General features: G+C 73.0%; 15 protein-coding genes and 1 riboswitch. Of the genes, 9 read left to right on the top strand and 6 right to left on the bottom strand.

Features of this window, described 5'->3' with window-relative positions:
• Nucleotides 1-106 precede the first annotated feature (106 nt).
• From QSK36_RS32530 to QSK36_RS32515, 4 genes are all read left to right on the top strand, one after another.
• Complete coding sequence (locus QSK36_RS32530; protein WP_285785018.1) at nucleotides 107-2,080, top strand: sensor histidine kinase; 1,974 nt, start codon at nucleotides 107-109, stop codon at nucleotides 2,078-2,080.
• Nucleotides 2,077-2,784 carry a response regulator gene (locus tag QSK36_RS32525; protein ID WP_183532665.1) on the top strand — a complete coding sequence of 236 codons (708 nt, stop codon included), beginning with the start codon at nucleotides 2,077-2,079 and terminating at the stop codon, nucleotides 2,782-2,784. The genes QSK36_RS32530 and QSK36_RS32525 overlap by 4 nt, the downstream gene beginning before the upstream one ends.
• 22 nt (nucleotides 2,785-2,806) lie before the next feature.
• Nucleotides 2,807-2,898, top strand: a riboswitch (glycine riboswitch).
• 182 nt (nucleotides 2,899-3,080) lie between these two features.
• Complete coding sequence (gcvP, locus tag QSK36_RS32520; RefSeq protein WP_285785017.1) at nucleotides 3,081-5,906, top strand: aminomethyl-transferring glycine dehydrogenase; 2,826 nt, start codon at nucleotides 3,081-3,083, stop codon at nucleotides 5,904-5,906.
• A gap of 91 nt (nucleotides 5,907-5,997) precedes the next feature.
• Nucleotides 5,998-6,540 (top strand): hypothetical protein, encoded by a 543-nt coding sequence (locus tag QSK36_RS32515; protein WP_285785016.1) that lies wholly within the window; start codon nucleotides 5,998-6,000, stop codon nucleotides 6,538-6,540.
• A gap of 134 nt (nucleotides 6,541-6,674) precedes the next feature.
• Here QSK36_RS32515 and QSK36_RS32510 read toward each other — a convergent pair whose 3' ends face one another.
• Entirely contained in the window at nucleotides 6,675-7,082 is a 408-nt protein-coding gene (locus QSK36_RS32510; RefSeq protein ID WP_285785015.1) for a hypothetical protein, read from the bottom strand.
• Between the two features lie 92 nt (nucleotides 7,083-7,174).
• Between QSK36_RS32510 and QSK36_RS32505 the strand changes: the two genes are divergently transcribed.
• Nucleotides 7,175-7,777: an alpha/beta hydrolase family protein gene (locus tag QSK36_RS32505; protein ID WP_285785014.1), complete on the top strand. Its 603-nt coding sequence runs from the start codon at nucleotides 7,175-7,177 to the stop codon at nucleotides 7,775-7,777.
• Here the strand turns inward: QSK36_RS32505 and QSK36_RS32500 are convergent.
• Entirely contained in the window at nucleotides 7,774-7,974 is a 201-nt protein-coding gene (locus QSK36_RS32500; protein WP_079313908.1) for a DUF5999 family protein, read from the bottom strand. The genes QSK36_RS32505 and QSK36_RS32500 overlap by 4 nt on opposite strands.
• A 324-nt stretch (nucleotides 7,975-8,298) precedes the next feature.
• Nucleotides 8,299-8,874: a TetR/AcrR family transcriptional regulator C-terminal domain-containing protein gene (locus tag QSK36_RS32495; RefSeq protein ID WP_285785013.1), complete on the bottom strand. Its 576-nt coding sequence runs from the start codon at nucleotides 8,872-8,874 to the stop codon at nucleotides 8,299-8,301.
• A gap of 142 nt (nucleotides 8,875-9,016) precedes the next feature.
• Here QSK36_RS32495 and QSK36_RS32490 point away from each other — a divergent pair, with 142 nt between their 5' ends.
• Nucleotides 9,017-9,469, top strand: a complete 453-nt coding sequence (locus tag QSK36_RS32490) for a hypothetical protein (protein WP_225897503.1) — start codon at nucleotides 9,017-9,019, stop codon at nucleotides 9,467-9,469.
• A 91-nt stretch (nucleotides 9,470-9,560) separates the two neighbouring features.
• Here the strand turns inward: QSK36_RS32490 and QSK36_RS32485 are convergent, their stop codons facing one another.
• The 3 genes from QSK36_RS32485 to QSK36_RS32475 form a co-directional block, all read right to left on the bottom strand.
• Nucleotides 9,561-10,946 (bottom strand): RNA polymerase sigma factor, encoded by a 1,386-nt coding sequence (locus tag QSK36_RS32485; RefSeq protein ID WP_285785012.1) that lies wholly within the window; start codon nucleotides 10,944-10,946, stop codon nucleotides 9,561-9,563.
• Between the two features lie 167 nt (nucleotides 10,947-11,113).
• Nucleotides 11,114-11,497, bottom strand: a complete 384-nt coding sequence (locus QSK36_RS32480; protein WP_285785011.1) for a hypothetical protein — start codon at nucleotides 11,495-11,497, stop codon at nucleotides 11,114-11,116.
• Between the two features lie 40 nt (nucleotides 11,498-11,537).
• Nucleotides 11,538-12,671, bottom strand: coding sequence for an AMP-binding protein (locus QSK36_RS32475; protein WP_285785010.1), 1,134 nt, complete (start codon nucleotides 12,669-12,671; stop codon nucleotides 11,538-11,540).
• Between the two features lie 108 nt (nucleotides 12,672-12,779).
• On the opposite strand from QSK36_RS32475, the gene menB reads away from it, so the two are divergent.
• The 3 genes from menB (at nucleotide 12,780) to QSK36_RS32460 (ending at nucleotide 16,147) form a co-directional block, all read left to right on the top strand.
• Nucleotides 12,780-13,610 (top strand): 1,4-dihydroxy-2-naphthoyl-CoA synthase, encoded by an 831-nt coding sequence (menB, locus tag QSK36_RS32470; RefSeq protein WP_079313902.1) that lies wholly within the window; start codon nucleotides 12,780-12,782, stop codon nucleotides 13,608-13,610.
• 118 nt (nucleotides 13,611-13,728) lie between these two features.
• Nucleotides 13,729-15,378, top strand: a complete 1,650-nt coding sequence (menD, locus tag QSK36_RS32465) for a 2-succinyl-5-enolpyruvyl-6-hydroxy-3-cyclohexene-1-carboxylic-acid synthase (protein WP_183532649.1) — start codon at nucleotides 13,729-13,731, stop codon at nucleotides 15,376-15,378.
• 127 nt (nucleotides 15,379-15,505) lie between these two features.
• A complete protein-coding gene (locus QSK36_RS32460) occupies nucleotides 15,506-16,147 on the top strand; it encodes a DedA family protein (RefSeq protein WP_076435912.1) in 642 nt (213 codons plus the stop codon).
• The last annotated feature ends 13 nt before the right edge of the window (nucleotides 16,148-16,160 follow it).

Below are 16,160 nucleotides of genomic sequence, written 5' to 3'. Positions count from 1 at the left end.
CCCGCCGTCGTGGGCGCGGACTCCCGGTCCGGTCCCGGCCGCTCCCGCCGGCTCTGGGGACGCGCCCCTATGGCCGATGGGAGCGGCGGGACCCGATGATGAGTCCATGGCAGTCAGGCGCGCCGGCCCGGTCGCGGTGCTCACCCTCACCACCGTCGTGGTCGCCGCGGCGTGGGTGTCGTGGTTCCTCGGCGGGCTCACCTTCGCCGACGCGGCCGACGACTCCTACTTGCTGACCAACAGCGCCCAGGCGCTGACTTTCACCACGTTCGGCGCGACGGTGCTGGCGCACCGGCCCGGGCACCGCGTCGGGCTCCTGTTCGTGGGGTACGGCGCCTGCTACAGCCTGAGCGTGGCCTGTCTGGGGCTGCTCTCCGGCGCGGTGGGGCTGCCGGAGCGGTGGGCGCGGGCGGTCGAGCTGCTCGGCATCACCGTGTGGATCCCGGCGCCCGCCGTCTGCCTTCCGCTGATCATCCAGCTGTTCCCGGACGGCAGGCCGTTGTCCCGGCGCTGGCGACCGCTGGCCGTCGCGACCCTCGCCGTCCTGCCGCTCACGCCGATCCTGACACTGCCGGTGGCGGCCGGGGTCGCCGAAGGGGGATCGGTCACCGCGGGCGACCCGATCCTGCCCCCCGCGGCAGGCGAGGCCGCCCTGCGGCTGACGCCGGTGTTCGCCGCCGCCGACGCGCTGGTGCTGCTGGCCTCCCTCGGCGTGCTCGGCCTGCGCATCCGCCGGTCGCGCGGCGTGCCGCGGCTGCAGCTCATGTGGCTGATGTGGGGAGTGGGACTGTTCGCGACGCTCAACGTCCAGCGGATCGTGACGACCGACGGGCCGGTGCTGTTCCTGCTGACCCTGCCACTGATCCCGGCCGCGGCCACGGTGGCGATCCTGCGCCACCGGCTGTACGACATCGAGCTGATCGTCAACCGGTCGCTGGTGTACGGGGTGCTCACGCTCGGCGTCGTGCTCGCCTACCTGGGCGTCGTCGCGGGGCTGTCCGCGCTGGCGCAGGACCGGCTGTCGGCCACGCCCGTCATCGCGACCGCGGCCATCGCCCTCGCTTTCGCGCCCGCCCGCTCCGCCGTGCAGTCCGCGGTGGACAGGGTCATGTACGGCCAGCGCCGCGATCCCGCGGCGGCCGCCGCCCGGGTCGGCCTGCGGCTCGGCACCGGCCTCGACGGGGTGCTGCGGGCCGTGTGCGAGGCGCTGCGGCTGCCGTACGCCGCGGTCAGCTCCGACGGCCGGCTGGTCGCGACATACGGTGTGCCGCCGCAACTGCGGCACACCGTGTCGCTGGAGGTGGCCGACGGGCCGCCCGCCGACCTGCTCGTCGGGCTGCGCGCGGGGGAGAACCGGCTGTCCGGCGCCGACCGCCGCGCCCTCGGCCTGCTGGCGGCCCCGGTCGGCCTGGCCCTGCAGGCCGTGCGTCTGTCGGAGCAACTGGGCGAGTCGCGCACGCGGATCGTGGCAGCCCGGGAGGAGGAGCGCCGGCGGCTGCGCCGCGACCTGCACGACGGCCTCGGCACGGTGCTCACGGCGGTGACCCTCAAGGCCGACGCGGCCCACAATCTGCGCGACAGCGACCCGGTGCGGAGCGGGCGGCTCCTGCTCGACCTGCGCGCCGACCTGACTGCCGCGATCGCCGACATCCGGCGCCTCGTCTACGATCTGCGCCCGCCCGACCTCGACGAGCTCGGACTGCTGGGCGCGCTGCGCCGGCGCGCCCAGCAGGCCTGGCGGCGCGAGCACGCCGGATGCGTGGTCACGGTCGACGCCCCGGAGGACCTGCCGCCGCTGGCCGCCGCGGTGGAGGTGGCCGCCTTCCGCATCGCCACCGAGGCGGTCACCAACGCGCTGCGCCACGGCGGGGCGACGGCGTGCCGGGTCTCCCTGCGGGCCGATCACGCCCTGCACGTGGAGGTGAGCGACAACGGCTCCGGGGGCGCCGGCGCCTGGCCGCACGGCGTCGGCCTGCGATCCATGCACGAGCGGGCAGCCGAACTGGGCGGTACGCTCACCGCCGGCCCCACCGACCGCGGCGGCCGCGTCCACGCCCGCCTTCCACTGGAGCAGACATGACCGCCGGGGAACCGATCAGGATCGTCGTCGTCGACGACCACCCGCTGATGCGGGAGGGCCTGCGTGCCCTGGTGACGTCGCTGCCGGACATCGAGGTGGTGGGCGAGGCCGGCGACGGCGACGCCGCCCGCCGCGAGGTCCAGCTCACGCGCCCCGACGTCGTGGTCATGGACCTGCACATGCCGGGCGTCGACGGGGTGGAGGCCACCAGGGCCATCGTGCGCGCCGTGCCCGCCGCCCGGGTGCTCGTACTCACGATGTTCGAGGACGACGAGTCGGTGTTCGCCGCGATGCGCGCCGGAGCCTTCGGATATCTGGTCAAGGGTGCGAAACAGGAGGAGATCGTCCGGGCGGTCCGCTCGGTCGCGGCCGGCCACGCCGTCTTCGGGCCGAATGTGGCCCGCCGGATCATCGACTTCTTCGCCGGCGGGGCCTCCCTCGCGCCGGGCTCCGCTCCTGTCCCCGAGCCCTTTCCCGAGCTCACCGCGCGTGAACGGGAGATCCTCGACCTCATCGCGGCCGGACGGTCCAACCCCGCGATCGCCCGGCACCTGACCATCAGCGGCAAGACGGTCAGCAACCACATCACCGCCATTTTCGCGAAGCTGGCGGTCGCCGACCGGGCCGAGGCCATCGTCCGCGCCCGCCAGGCCGGTCTCGGCGCCGATCTCGCGCCGGGTGCGAGTCGGGCGGATCCGGGGTAACGGGTAGAGTGGACACGGCCGACGACCTCGTGCGGGAGAGACCCCTGGCCTTCAGGGGCGCCGAAGGAGCAAACCTCCCCGGAATCTCTCAGGCATCCGTACCGCACGGACGAGGCGACTCTGAAAAGCAGGCCCGCCGGCCAGGCGGCGCCTCACCGAAGGGGAAAGCCGGGCTCGACGGCCCGGTGAAGCTCTCAGGTCCGATGACAGAGGGGGAGACCGCTTCACGACCGGCCGCGCCACGCAGGGCGCCGGACGGTCGCCGCAGGTCTCGACCCGCCCAGGAGGCCCCTGTCATGACCGATCGGTCCACGCTTCGCGATCTTTCCGCTCCGCCCTTCGCCACCCGTCATATCGGTCCCTCCGAGGCCGGCCGCGCCCGGATGCTGGAGGCCGTCGGCTACGAGTCGGTGTCCGACCTGCTCGCGGTGGCCGTGCCCGAGGCCATCCGCACGCGCGGCCCGCTGAACCTGCCCGAGGCGGTGGGGGAGGCCGAGGCCCTGGCCGAGCTGCGCGCCCTCGCCGGCCGCAACCGGGTGCTGACCCCGATGATCGGCCTCGGGTACCACGACACGATCACCCCGGGTGTCGTCCTCCGCAACGTGATGGAGAACCCCGGCTGGTACACCGCGTACACGCCCTACCAGCCGGAGATCTCGCAGGGGCGGCTGGAGGCGCTGCTGAACTTCCAGACGGTCGTGTCGGACCTCACCGGCCTCGACGTCGCCGGCGCGTCCCTGCTCGACGAGGCGACGGCCGCGGCCGAGGCGATGACGCTGGCCCGGCGGGCGAGCAAGGTGAAGACCGACGTGTTCGTGGTGGACGCCGACGCGCTGCCGCAGACCAAGGCCGTGCTGGCGACCCGCGCCGAGCCGCTCGGCATCACGCTGGTGGAGTCCGACCTCGCCGGCGAGCTGCCCGAGTGCTTCGGAGTCCTCGTCCAGTATCCGGGCGCGAGCGGCCGGGTGGCGTCCTTCCGCGCAATTGCCGAGCGGGCGCACGCCCAGGGGGCGCTGCTGGTGGCCGCGGCCGACCTGCTGGCGCTGACCCTGCTGGAGGCTCCGGGCGAGCAGGGCGCCGACATCGCGGTCGGCTCCTCCCAGCGCTTCGGTGTCCCGCTGGGCTACGGCGGCCCCCACGCCGCGTACATGGCCGTCCGCGAGGGCCTGCAGCGGCAGATGCCGGGCCGCCTGGTCGGCGTCTCGCTGGACGCCGACGGCCGCACGGCCTACCGGCTGGCCCTGCAGACCCGCGAGCAGCACATCCGGCGGGAGAAGGCCACCAGCAACATCTGCACCGCGCAGGTGCTGCTCGCCGTCATGGCGTCGATGTACGCCGTTTACCACGGCCCGGAGGGCCTCAGGAGGATCGCCCAGCGGGTGCACCGCCACGCGGCCGTCCTGGCCGCCGGGCTGCGCGAGGGCGGCGTGGAGGTCGTCCACGACGAGTTCTTCGACACCGTGCTCGCCCGCGTGCCCGGGCGGGCCGCTCAGGTCGTGGCCGCCGCCGCGGAGCGGGGCGTGAACCTGCGCCTGGCCGACGACGACCACGTCGGGGTCGCCTGCGACGAGAAGACCACCACGGACCACCTGCAGGCGGTCTGGGCGGCGTTCGGCGCGCCCGAACTCGTGGTCGAGGACCTCGACCGGGTGACCTCCGACGCGCTCCCGGCCGACCTGCAGCGGACCTCGGACTTCCTCACCCACCCGGTGTTCCACTCCCACCGGTCCGAGACGGCGATGCTGCGTTACCTGCGGCGGCTGCAGGACAAGGACATCGCGCTCGACCGCTCGATGATCCCGCTGGGCTCCTGCACGATGAAGCTCAACGCGACCACGGAGATGGAGCCGGTCACCTGGCCGGAGTTCGCCTCGATCCACCCGTTCGCGCCGGCGGAGCAGGCCGAGGGATACGCCGAGCTGATCGCGACGCTGGAGGGCTGGCTGGCCGAGGTCACCGGCTACGACCGGGTGTCGATCCAGCCGAACGCGGGTTCCCAGGGCGAGTTCGCCGGGCTGCTGGCGATCAGGTCCTACCACCGCTCCAGGGGCGAGGGCGGCCGCGACGTGTGCCTCATCCCGTCCTCCGCGCACGGCACCAACGCCGCCAGCGCCGTCATGGCGGGCATGCGGGTGGTCGTGGTGGCCTGCGACGAGAACGGCAACGTCGACGTCGCCGACCTCGCCGCCAAGATCGACAAGCACCGCGACGCGCTCGCCGCGATCATGGTGACCTACCCGTCCACCCACGGGGTGTACGAGGAGACGATCGTCGAGATCTGCGAGCGGGTACACGAGGCCGGCGGGCAGGTCTACGTGGACGGGGCCAACCTCAACGCGCTGGTGGGCCTGGCCAAGCTGGGCGAGTTCGGTGCGGACGTCTCCCACCTGAACCTGCACAAGACCTTCTGCATCCCGCACGGCGGCGGTGGTCCCGGCGTCGGCCCGGTGGCGGTCAAGGCGCACCTCGCCGAGCACCTGCCGGCGCACGTGTCCGCCGCGCCGTACGGCTCGGCGGGCATCCTGCCGATCTCCTGGGCGTACGTCAGGATGATGGGCGCCGACGGGCTGCGACAGGCCACCGAGCAGGCGATCCTGTCGGCCAACTACCTGGCCCGGCGGCTGGCGCCGCACTATCCGGTGCTGTACACCGGCAGGGACGGCCTGGTCGCCCACGAGTGCATCGTCGACCTGCGCCAGATCACCAAGGAGACCGGCGTCACGGTGGACGACGTGGCCAAGCGGCTGATCGACTACGGCTTCCACGCGCCCACGATGTCGTTCCCCGTCGCCGGGACGCTCATGATCGAGCCGACGGAGAGCGAGGACCTGGCCGAACTCGACCGCTTCGTCGACGCGATGATCGCCATCCGGGACGAGATCGCCAAGGTGGCGTCGGGAGAGTACGACAAGACCGACAACCCGCTCCGCAACGCCCCGCACACGGCCGAGTGCCTCACCGCCGACGAGTGGGCCCACCCGTACTCGCGGGCGGTGGCCGCCTACCCGGTGCCCGGCCTGCGGGACGACAAGTACTGGTCGCCGGTGCGCCGCATCGACCAGGCGTACGGCGACCGCAACCTCGTCTGCTCCTGCCCGCCCCTGGAGGCGTACGAGGACTGATCAGTTGGGTATGTCGGCCCCGCCCGGCGGCCGGTCTCGTTAAGATCGCGGTGATCGTTCCTCATCACCTGCGACCATGCGAGGCCCCTGTATGACGGCCATCGATTCCGGGCGGCGGTCCGACCGGCTCGACCACGCGCGCCGGCTCGCCGAAAGCGGCGACCTCGACGGCGCGGCCGCGATCTTCGCGGAACTCGCCGCGGACGAGGACGCGCCGGAGCGCGGCGAGGCCGGCGAGGGTCTGTCCGTCGTCGTCGAGCGGATGGCCGAGCGGCTGCTGGAGGACGGCGAACCCGAGCGGGCCGCCGACGTCCTGCTTGAGGCGCTGTCGGTCAGCGCGGTGGCCGACCCGGCGCGCCTGCGGGTGCTGCTCGGCATGGCGCACCTGGAGATGGCGTGCGCGCAGTTCGCCGGGGCGGTGGAGGACAGCCGCCAGGAGGGGGCCGACGCAGGCACCGGCGCGCTCGCGATCGAACTGCTGGCCCGCACGCTGCCGCTGCGGGGCCGCGACGCCGACGCGGAGACCGTGTGGCGCTACGGCCTCGACCACCCCGACGAGGCGCTGGCCGACCAGGTACGGCTGCGCCTCGGCAGGGACGTCCGCCCCCCGATGGAGGCCGGCGCGGCCGGCTGAGGGCGCTCAGCCGGCGGCGGTGACCGACGGGCCGGACCACCGCTCCCGGCGAGACCTGCCTCGCGGGCGGCCGCGCCTCGCGTGGAGATCGAGGACAACCGGCGCCGATGGACGCCGGGTGGTCCCGCCGGGTGTCAGCGCTGGGAGCGGCGGCTGATGGCGTAGGCGAAGTTGACCGCGACGATCCCGCCCCAGGCGAGCAGGAGCCCCGGAAAGTGCCCGGCCCCGGCCGCGATGGCGGTCAGCGGGATGCCGATGCCGAGTGAGCCGAGGGCCAGTCCCACGGCGCCGTCCTTCTGCTTGGGCTGGTTGCCCGGGGGCTGGTGGTGCAGCTGGGCCGCTACCTCGTTGCGTACCCGCGCGGCGATCTCGACGTCGAGCTTGTCGAGGAACGACTCGACCAGCGCGTCCTCGTACTCAGGTCCGAGGTCGCGGCGGGCCGCCATGACGGCGCGCAGGTCCTCGCGGGTCGAGGCGGCCGCCGGCGGCGGAGGGGCGGGGCGCCCGGGCGCGGGCGGCTGCTGCGATGCGATGTCCGTCACCGTGACATTCTGGCTCCTTTCGCGAGCGCGTGCCATCCTCCGATCGGAGGGTCGCCTGCTCCTGCTCCGGTCGGACCCGCTACCGTCGCCGCATGGAGATCGAGACTCCGTACGGCCGCGCCCTGGCCGAGGTGGACGAGGCGGCCGATCCCCGGCTGCTGCTGGTCCTGACCCATGGGTCCGGGGGAGGTGTGGACGCCCCCGACCTGCTCGCCGTACGGGAAGCGGTGCTGGCGATCGGGGGGACCGTCGCACGGGTGACCCAGCCCTTCCGGCTGCGCGGCGCGCGGGCGCCGGGGTCGGCGGTCAAGCAGGACGAGGCGTGGCTCTCGATCGTCGCCGCGCTCCGCGAGCGCCACCCGGGCCTGCCGCTCGTCCAGGGCGGGCGGAGCAACGGCGCGCGGGTCGCCTGCCGCACCGCGCGCGCCGCCGGGGCCGAGGCGGTGGTGGCGCTCGCGTTCCCGCTCCACCCGCCGGGCAAGCCGGAACGGTCACGGGCGGAAGAACTGCGGCAGGCGGGGACCCCCGTGCTCGTGGTCAACGGGGATCGGGATCCGTTCGGCGTGCCGGACGAGAAGGACGCCGCACGTCTCGTGGTCCTCCCGGGGGAGGGGCACGAGTTCAAGAAGGACCCCGCCCGGGTGGGCGGGGTGGTGGCGCGGTGGCTGCTTTCGCCTCCGCCGGCGGAGGGCTAGGCCGCGCTGATGGCCATGTCGGTGGGGCGGTGCGGGGCGATGACGCCGCCGTCGGGCAGCAGCTCGCCGGTGTCCTCGAACAGCACGACGCCGTTGCAGAGCAGGCTCCAGCCCTGCTCAGGGTGACAGGCTATCGTGCGGGCGGCTTCTCGGTCCTTTGCATCCGCGCTGGGACAGGCCGGTTCATGAGGGCACATCGCCGGGGCTCCGTGTCTTTATCGTTCGCTCTTGTTTGTCTTCCTGGTGTCCGTGGGGTATGACGCACACCACACTGGACTACACCAGTTTGCGGCTCGGCCGCATCCGTACGACATAGTCAGTTCGGAGCATTTCCGCCGGTCGGGCAGGGGACCCGGCCGCACCCCGAGCAGGCTCACGCACACTGATGTGACCTAGTACACAAGAATGCCCCATAGGAGGCAACGGTCCGGCCTCGACACGCCGACGGCCGGGTAACCGAGAGATCACAGATTCCGGTCACCGAACGCGACCGATGCGGACGGCCCGTAAATCCCCAGGTCTCAGCCGCCGAGGCCTGCGATCAGCGCATTGAGGCCGTGCTCGAAGTCGCGCTCGCCCTCGGCGGTGCGCGCGTCGCGCACCTCGGCGTCCGGATCGGCCCACCCCGACTGCTGGACCTCCACCGCCACGCTGCCGAAGACGTAGGCACGCAGCGCGCGGACCGCTCCGGCCGGGTCGCCCGCCCCCGACTCGCGCAACTGCTCGGTGTGCTCCGTGATCGCGATGAGGGCCGATCCCTTGGGCGGCTTGGTCAGGGCAAGCGACAGCACGCCAGGATGTTCGAGCAGCGCGGCACGGCTCGCACGGGCCCAGGCGCGCGCCCTGTCCTGCCAGGTGGTGGCGGCGGCCGGATCGACCTCCACGGTCGTCACGTGCTCGGCGAGGGCGTCCATCAGCGCCTCCTTGCCTCGCGGCAGGTGGTGGTAGATCGCCATGGCCTCCACCTGGAGGGCGTCGCCGAGACGGCGCATGGTCAGCCGGCGCAGGCCCTGGCCGTCGGCGATGTGCAGGGCGGCGTCGATGATCCGCTCGCGGGACAGGGGGACGGGTGGTCGCTTGGCAGGCACGGCGATCATGCTGCCATATCGATCCTTACTTCGTAAAGGGCGGCGCACCCTGCGGTGCGAGCCCCCGCGCGGAGCGCGTACGCTACCGACTGCGACGCGAGTTCGATTGCGCGAGACCGATCGCGCGAGTTCGATACCGAAGGGGCTGACGATGGCGTTTTTCCGTCCGCGGGTGAGCCGGGAGGCGGAGGTCCGCTACCACGCGGATCTGGAGATCCGGAAGGACTTCGACCACGTGCTGGAGAAGGTCCGGGTGGCGCAGCGGCGGTTCCAGGAGGCGAAGGCGGCGGGCGCGCCGCTTCCCGAGCTCCGTGAGGCGGCTCTGGGCTTCGACGCCGCCCTGACCGAGGCGCTGCGCGCCGCGGAGGCGGGCCAGCGCGCCACTTTCGGCGTGAAGTCCTACGACAGCAGGATCGCCCGGCGCAAGGCGAAGGCCACCCCCGACGGCGCGCTGTGGACCGACGAGGTGAACCGCCTGCGCACGCTGCGCGAGGCGCACCGCCTCAGCGGCATCCCCCGGGTGCCCCGCGCCTCCAAGACGGGCGACCCCGCCCGCCTGACCCCGCGCGACGTGCGCAAGGGCCTGGCCGCCGCCGGCCGCTGAGCGCAGGCAGCAGTACGGCCCGCACCCCCTGGGGGGTGCGGGCCGTACGAATATCTGAATCAGCCGGTCCGAATGTCAGCCGGTCTGAATGTCAACTGGCCCAGTCGAGCAGCGGGCGGGTGTTGCTGGGGTGGCGCAGCTTGGACAGCGACTCCTTCTCAAGCTGGCGGATCCGCTCCCGGGTCAGGCCCAGGTGCTTGCCGATCTCGTCCAGCGTGTGCGGCTTGCCGTCGGCCAGGCCGAAGCGCAGGCTCATGATCTTTGCCTCACGCGGCGACAGGTTGCTCAGCACGCCCTTGAGCTGCTCGGCCAGCAGTTGCCGGTCCACGACCTCGGACGCCTCGGGGGAGTCGACGTCCTCGATGAGGTCGCCGATGCGCGTCTCGCCGTCCTCGCCGATGGTCGAGTCGAGGCTGATCGGCTGCCGGCTGGTGCGCAGCAGCTCCTCGATCTGGTCCGGGGTCTTGTCCAGCTCGACGGCCAGCTCCTCCGGCGTGGGCTCCCGGCCGAGCCGCTGGTGCATGTCACGCTCGACGCGCGACAGCTTCGACAGCATCTCCAGCACGTGGACGGGCAGCCGGATCGTCCGGGCCGAGTCGGCGAACCCGCGCTGGATGGCCTGCCGGATCCACCACATGGCGTACGTCGAGAACTTGTAGCCCTTGGTGTAGTCGAACTTCTCGACGGCGCGGATCAGGCCGAGGTTGCCCTCCTGCACGACGTCGAGCAGGGCCATGCCGCGATCGGTGTACTTCTTGGCCACGGAGACGACCAGGCGGAGGTTCGCCTCCAGCATGTGGTCCTTGGCCCGCCTGCCGTCCTCGATGACCCACTCCAGGTCCTCACGCACGTGCGGGGGCAGGTGCTCGCCGTTCTCGAGGGCGGTCTCCAGCTTGTACTCGGCGTACAGCCCGGCCTCGATGCGCTTGGCCAGCTCCACCTCCTGGGCGGCGGTGAGCAGGGTGCGGCGCCCGATGGACTTCAGGTAGGTGTGGACCGAGTCGCCCATGACCGAGGAGGTGTCGTCGAGGTCGAGCGTCTCGCTGTCCTCCGCCTCGGCCTCGTCGGCCTGCGGCTCCTCGTCGTACGGCTCCTCGTCGGCGGCCTTGGCCGTCTTCTTCGCGGCGCTCCTGGCGGTCGGCCCGTTCTTGGCGGCCTGCGCCGCGGCCTGGGCGGCCCGGCGGGACTTCCTGGCCGGCGCCTTGGCAGGGGTCCGCGCCCCCGTCTCGGCCGCCGCCTCGGTCTGCGCGCCCGGCTCGTTCTGCGTGCCGTTGTCGGCGGCCAGGTTCACGCCCGCCTCGGTGAGCTCGCGCAGGATCGAGCGGCCCTCGACGGGGCTGACGCCGGCCTTCGCGAAGGCCTCGCGCAGCTCCGACAGGGAAAGGCGACCCTGTGCACGGCCTCGCTCCAGGAGCAGGTCGAGCGTCGTCGGGGTCGCCTCGCGCTCGGGCGAGGCCGCCACGGCGGTCCGGGGCATGAGGACACCTCCTCCTTGCGGAGTTCATGGTTGGTTCGAGGTTCTGATGCTTGCGATCGGGGCGCGGCGTCCGGCAGCTCAGCGCACCAGTATCAATAACGCTCTCGCGCCCGGTTTGTTCCCTCACCCCGCGGGGGACGCTGTCGGACTCGCCCCGGGCGGGCCGGTCAGTCGGGGATGATGCTGACGCTGACCTGGGGCACCGGCATGGGATTCGCGCCCTGGATGCGTTCGGACGTCCAGTAGTCGGCGACCCCGTCCGGGTCGTCCGTGAGCTCCTTCAGCACCACGTCGGGGTCGACCTCGGGAGTGGACCGCGGCCGGGTGAGGTCGCCGTCGCCGGGATCGTCGGGGGAGACCTCGACCGATCCCCCGTGACCGTTCGCCGCCGGGCCGAGCTTGGCGGCGGGAGCGTCGCCCACCTTCGCGACGTCGTCCAGGCGGCCCGCGAAGGCGGCGGCCGTGACCGACGCCCCGCCCACGATGACGACGCCGACGAGCACGGCGGAGGCCATCATCTTGTGGGCCGGCGTGAAGCGGATCGGTTGCATGCGGCGTCCCCTTCCCCCTGCTCTTACAGACGCACGAAGGTCATCCGCGGTTCCGGTTCTTGAGTTCGACCATATCGGGTTTGCCGTTCGGCAGGAGCGGTATCTGGGACACCAGCTCGACGGCGCGCGGCGCGGCGTAGGCGGGCAGCCGCTCCTTGGCGAAGGCCCTCAGCTCGCCGAGCGTGACCTCGCCGCCATCGCGGGGGACCACGACGGCGACCACGATCTCGCCCCACTCGGGGTCGGGCCTGCCCACCACCACGACGTCGCGTACGGCCGGGTGCCCGGCCAGGACCTCGGCGACCGAGCCTGCCACGACCTTGCGGCCGCCGGTGTTGATCACGTCGTCGGCCCGGCCCAGCACGGTGAGCCGTCCGTCCTCGATCGAGCCCAGGTCGGAGGTGACGAACCAGCCGCCCTCGAAGGGCCGCTCCTCGCGCAGGCGGTAACCCGAGAACAGCACAGGGCCCGCGATCCGCACCCGCCCGTCTCCGCCGATCTTGACCTCGACTCCGTCGAGCGGCACGCCGTCGTACACGCACCCGCCGCTCGTCTCGCTCGAGCCGTACGTGGTGACGATCCTGGCCCCCGCCGCGCGGGCCTCGGCCAGCAGGCCCGGAGGGGCGGCGGCCCCGCCGAGCAGGATCGTGCCGAAGGCCGCGACGTCCGCCCCCGCGTCCAGCATCCGCCGCAACTGGGTGGGGACCAGCGAGACGTGGTCCGCACCGCTAGCGGCGACCTCGTCGGGGGAGAAGCGCGCGTGGACGATCGGCTCGGTGCCGCACAGCAGCGACCGGACGAGCACCTGCGCGCCGGAGATGTGCGACGGCGGCAGGCAGCACAGCCAGCGGTCGCCCTCGCGGGCGCCGAGCCTGGACAGTGAGGCGCGGGCCGAGGCGAGCAGCGCCTCGGCCGTCAGCTCCACCCCCTTCGGGACGCCGGTGGAGCCGGAGGTCGCGATGATCAGCGCGGCGTCGGACGGCGCGCCGTCCGGCTCGCGCCGCACGCCGTCGGCGGTGACGACGTGGGTGGGGCGCAGCGCGGCGAGCGTCGCCTCGAGCGCGGGCCGCGGCAGGTCGGGCGAAAGCGGCAGCACGGTGGGCCCGTCGCCGGTCAGGGCCTGCCGTACGGCCTCGGACAGGGCGGGCCCCGGAGGCAGGACGAGAGCGTGCACGGGTCGCTGTCCTGGGTGGTGTCCGGGATGGCTGAGCACGGTCGTAAGGTTAGTCCCGGCGCGGTGGCCGGAGGCGACCGCCTGGTTGGTGACGACGAAGGAGCGGGTGTGACGAGCGGGGTCGACTGGAAGCGGTCGGGCGAGTACGAGGACATCATCTACGAGACCGCGGAGGGCATGGCGAAGATCACGATCAACCGCCCCGAGCGGCACAACGCCTTCCGGCCCACGACCTTGTTCGAGCTCCGCGAGGCCTTCAACCGCGCCCAGGAGGACACCGAGGTCGGTGTGATCATCTTCACCGGCGCCGGGGACAAGGCGTTCTGCTCCGGTGGCGACCAGAAGATCCGCGGCGACGACGGCTACGTGGACGACAAGACCCACGGCATCGGCCGGCTCAACGTCCTGGACCTGCAGGTGCAGATCCGCCGCTGCCCCAAGCCGGTCATCGCCATGGTGGCGGGCTACGCCATCGGCGGCGGCCACGTGCTGCACGTCTGCTGCGACCTGACGATCGCCGCCGACAACGCCAGGTTCGGCCAGACCGGCCCCAAGGTGGGCTCGTTCGACGGAGGGTACGGCTCCTGGCTGCTCGCCGAGACCGTGGGCCTCAAGCGGGCCCGCGAGATCTGGTACCTGTGCCGCCAGTACGACGCCCAGACCGCGCTCCAGTGGGGCCTGGTCAACGCGGTGGTGCCGCTGGAGCGCCTTGAGGAGGAGACCGTCCAGTGGGCCCGCGAGCTGCTGGAGAAGTCGCCCCTCGCGCTGCGCATGCTGAAGGGCGCTCTGAACGCGGTGACCGACGGCGCGGCCGGCATGCAGCAGTTCGCCGGCGACGCGACGCTGATCTACTACATGAGCGAGGAGGCCCAGGAGGGCCGCGACGCGTTCAAGGAGAAGCGCAAGCCGGACTTCTCGAAGTTCCCCCGCCGCCCGTAGACGGCCGCGTGATGACGGCGGCCTCTCCGTTTTGCCGTACGCTTGCGGCTGCGGGAACGGGAGGAGACGGGCGGGTGGACAGGAACCGGGCCGACCGGGGCGTTCTGGGGGCGCGGCGGTGAACCCGGCGACCGCCCTCTCGACCGTCCTGATCGACGAACTGGTGCGCTGCGGGGTCACCGACGTGGTGCTCGCCCCGGGCTCCAGGTCCGCGCCGCTGGCGCTCGCCGCGCACGCCGAGTCGCGGGTGCGGCTGCATGTGCGCGTCGACGAGCGGTCGGCCTCGTACGTCGCTCTCGGCCTGGCCAAGCGGTCCGAGCGGCCGGTGGCCCTGATCTGCACCTCGGGCACGGCGGCGGCCAACTTCCACCCCGCCGTGATCGAGGCGTCCGAGTCGGGCGTCCCGCTGCTCCTGCTGACCGCCGACCGGCCGCCCGAGCTGCGCGGCACCGGCGCCAACCAGACGATCGACCAGGTCAAGCTGTACGGCTCGGCCGTGCGTTGGTTCGCCGAGGTCGGCGTGCCCGAGGAGCGGCCGGGCCAGGTGGCCTACTGGCGGTCGCTGGTGTCCCGGGCCTGCCAGCGCGCCGCCGGGCCGCCGGACCCCGGGCCCGTCCACCTCAACGTGGCCTTCCGCGAGCCGCTGATCCCCGACGGGGACGCGGGCTGGTGCGAGCCGCTGGACGGCGACGCCTCCGGCGCGTGGTTCCGGGCGCGGGTCGCGCCGCCCTCCGCCGCCCTGCACATCCCGCCGACCCGGCGCGGGGTGCTGGTCGTCGGCGACGGCGCCGCCAACGTGCGGCGATACGTCGCCGCGGCGGGCATGGCGGGCTGGCCCGTGCTGTCGGAGCCCAACGGCGGCGGCCGGTACGGCGACCACGCGATCTCGACCTACCACTTCCTGCTGGGCGACCAGGAGTGGGCCGACGCCCACCGGCCGGACGTCGTGGTCACCCTCGGCCGCCCCGGGCTTTCGCGCCCGCTGCTGTCGTGGCTGCGCCGGGCCGAGGAGCACATCGTGGTCGCCCCCGACCTGACCCGGTGGCCCGACCCGACCCGCTCGGCGACGCAGGTGGCCCAGGCCGTGGAGATCCCGATCGCGGCCGGAGGGGACGCCTGGCTGCGCGCCTGGCGGCACGCCGACCACGTGGCCCGCGAGGCGATCGACGCGGTTCTCGACTCCTCGGGGCTGACCGAGCCGCGGCTGGCCAGGGACCTCGTCGAGGTGCTGCCCAACGGCTCGCTGCTGTTCTGCGGGTCGTCCATGCCGATCCGCGACCTCGACCAGGCCATGCGCCCCCGGCGGGGGCTGCGGCTGATGGCCAACCGGGGCGCGTCGGGGATCGACGGCCTGGTCTCCACCGCCGTCGGGGCGGCGCTCGCCCACAACGGCCCGGCGTACGCGCTGATCGGCGACCTCACGCTGCTGCACGACCAGAACGGCCTGATCCTCGGCCCGCGCGAGCCCCGGCCCGACCTGTGCCTCATGGTGGTGAACAACGACGGCGGCGGGATCTTCTCGCTGCTGCCGCAGGCCGCGCTGGAGGAGCCGTTCGAGCGGGTCTTCGGCACTCCCCACGGGGTGGATCTCGGCTACCTGGCGGCCGCGAGCGGCCTGCCGTACGCGCTGGTCGAGGACCCGGAGGAGCTGTCCAGGGCGATCAAGGGGGACGGCCTGCGCATCGTGGAGGCACGCACCGACCGGGCGAGCAACGCGGCCGTCCACGCCGCGATGCGCGACGCCGTGCGCGTGGCGATGCGCGACTGATCGCCTCCCGGTCGGAGGCGGGGCACGCCCGTCCTTCTCCCGGGTTACCCGCGTTGGTCCTTTCGGCGGATGTCGCACTCCCGGGGCGACGGCAGAATGGGAGCTGTTACCGCGTTGAGGGAGTGAGATGCACGTCGACGAGTGGCTGCAGACCATCCCGTCCGTCTGGGTCTACGTGCTCGTGGGCGCCGTCATCGGGCTGGAGAGTCTGGGCATCCCGCTCCCGGGTGAGATCGTGCTGGTGAGCGCCGCGCTGCTGTCGTCCAGAGGGGTCGTGGACCCTTTGGTCGTCGGGCTCTGCGCGAGTGGCGGCGCGATCGTGGGGGACTCCATCGGCTATCTGATCGGCCGCAAGGGCGGACGGGCGCTGTTCGACCGGCTGGGACGGCGCTTCCCCAAGCACTTCGGCCCCGCGCACATCGCCAGGGCGGAGCACATGTTCAACCGCCACGGGATGTGGGCGGTGTTCTTCGGCCGCTTCATCGCCCTGCTGCGGATCCTCGCCGGGCCGCTGGCCGGGGCCCTGCACATGCCGTACTGGCGCTTCCTCGTCGCCAACGTCCTCGGCGGCGTCGCGTGGGCAGGCGGGACCACGGCCGGGGTCTACTACCTGGGTGTGGTGGCCGACAAGTGGCTCAAGGGCTTCTCCTGGGTGGGGCTGGTGGTCGCCGTCCTGGTCGGCATCGGCACCACTCTGTGGCTCAAGCGCAAGGCCGCCAAGGCCGCGAGCGAGGAGGAGACCGTGCCGGAGACCGTCAGCGCCTCGTAACGCGCCGTCCGTT

Source organism: Microbispora sp. NBRC 16548 (assembly GCF_030268985.1).
Lineage (GTDB): Bacteria > Actinomycetota > Actinomycetes > Streptosporangiales > Streptosporangiaceae > Microbispora > Microbispora catharanthi.
The sequence above is the reverse complement of the archived record's forward strand: the minus strand, read 5'-3'. Positions and strand labels throughout refer to the sequence as shown.

Bases quoted from the DNA above. Each gene is read 5' to 3' on its own strand.
- QSK36_RS32530 (WP_285785018.1), top strand. From the start codon at position 107: ATGGCAGTCAGGCGCGCCGGCCCGGTCGCGGTGCTCACCCTCACCACC.
- QSK36_RS32525 (WP_183532665.1), top strand. From the start codon at position 2,077: ATGACCGCCGGGGAACCGATCAGGATCGTCGTCGTCGACGACCACCCG.
- gcvP (WP_285785017.1), top strand. From the start codon at position 3,081: ATGACCGATCGGTCCACGCTTCGCGATCTTTCCGCTCCGCCCTTCGCC.
- QSK36_RS32515 (WP_285785016.1), top strand. From the start codon at position 5,998: ATGACGGCCATCGATTCCGGGCGGCGGTCCGACCGGCTCGACCACGCG.
- QSK36_RS32505 (WP_285785014.1), top strand. From the start codon at position 7,175: ATGGAGATCGAGACTCCGTACGGCCGCGCCCTGGCCGAGGTGGACGAG.
- QSK36_RS32500 (WP_079313908.1), bottom strand. From the start codon at position 7,974: ATGTGCCCTCATGAACCGGCCTGTCCCAGCGCGGATGCAAAGGACCGA.
- QSK36_RS32495 (WP_285785013.1), bottom strand. From the start codon at position 8,874: ATGATCGCCGTGCCTGCCAAGCGACCACCCGTCCCCCTGTCCCGCGAG.
- QSK36_RS32490 (WP_225897503.1), top strand. From the start codon at position 9,017: ATGGCGTTTTTCCGTCCGCGGGTGAGCCGGGAGGCGGAGGTCCGCTAC.
- QSK36_RS32485 (WP_285785012.1), bottom strand. From the start codon at position 10,946: ATGCCCCGGACCGCCGTGGCGGCCTCGCCCGAGCGCGAGGCGACCCCG.
- QSK36_RS32480 (WP_285785011.1), bottom strand. From the start codon at position 11,497: ATGCAACCGATCCGCTTCACGCCGGCCCACAAGATGATGGCCTCCGCC.
- QSK36_RS32460 (WP_076435912.1), top strand. From the start codon at position 15,506: ATGCACGTCGACGAGTGGCTGCAGACCATCCCGTCCGTCTGGGTCTAC.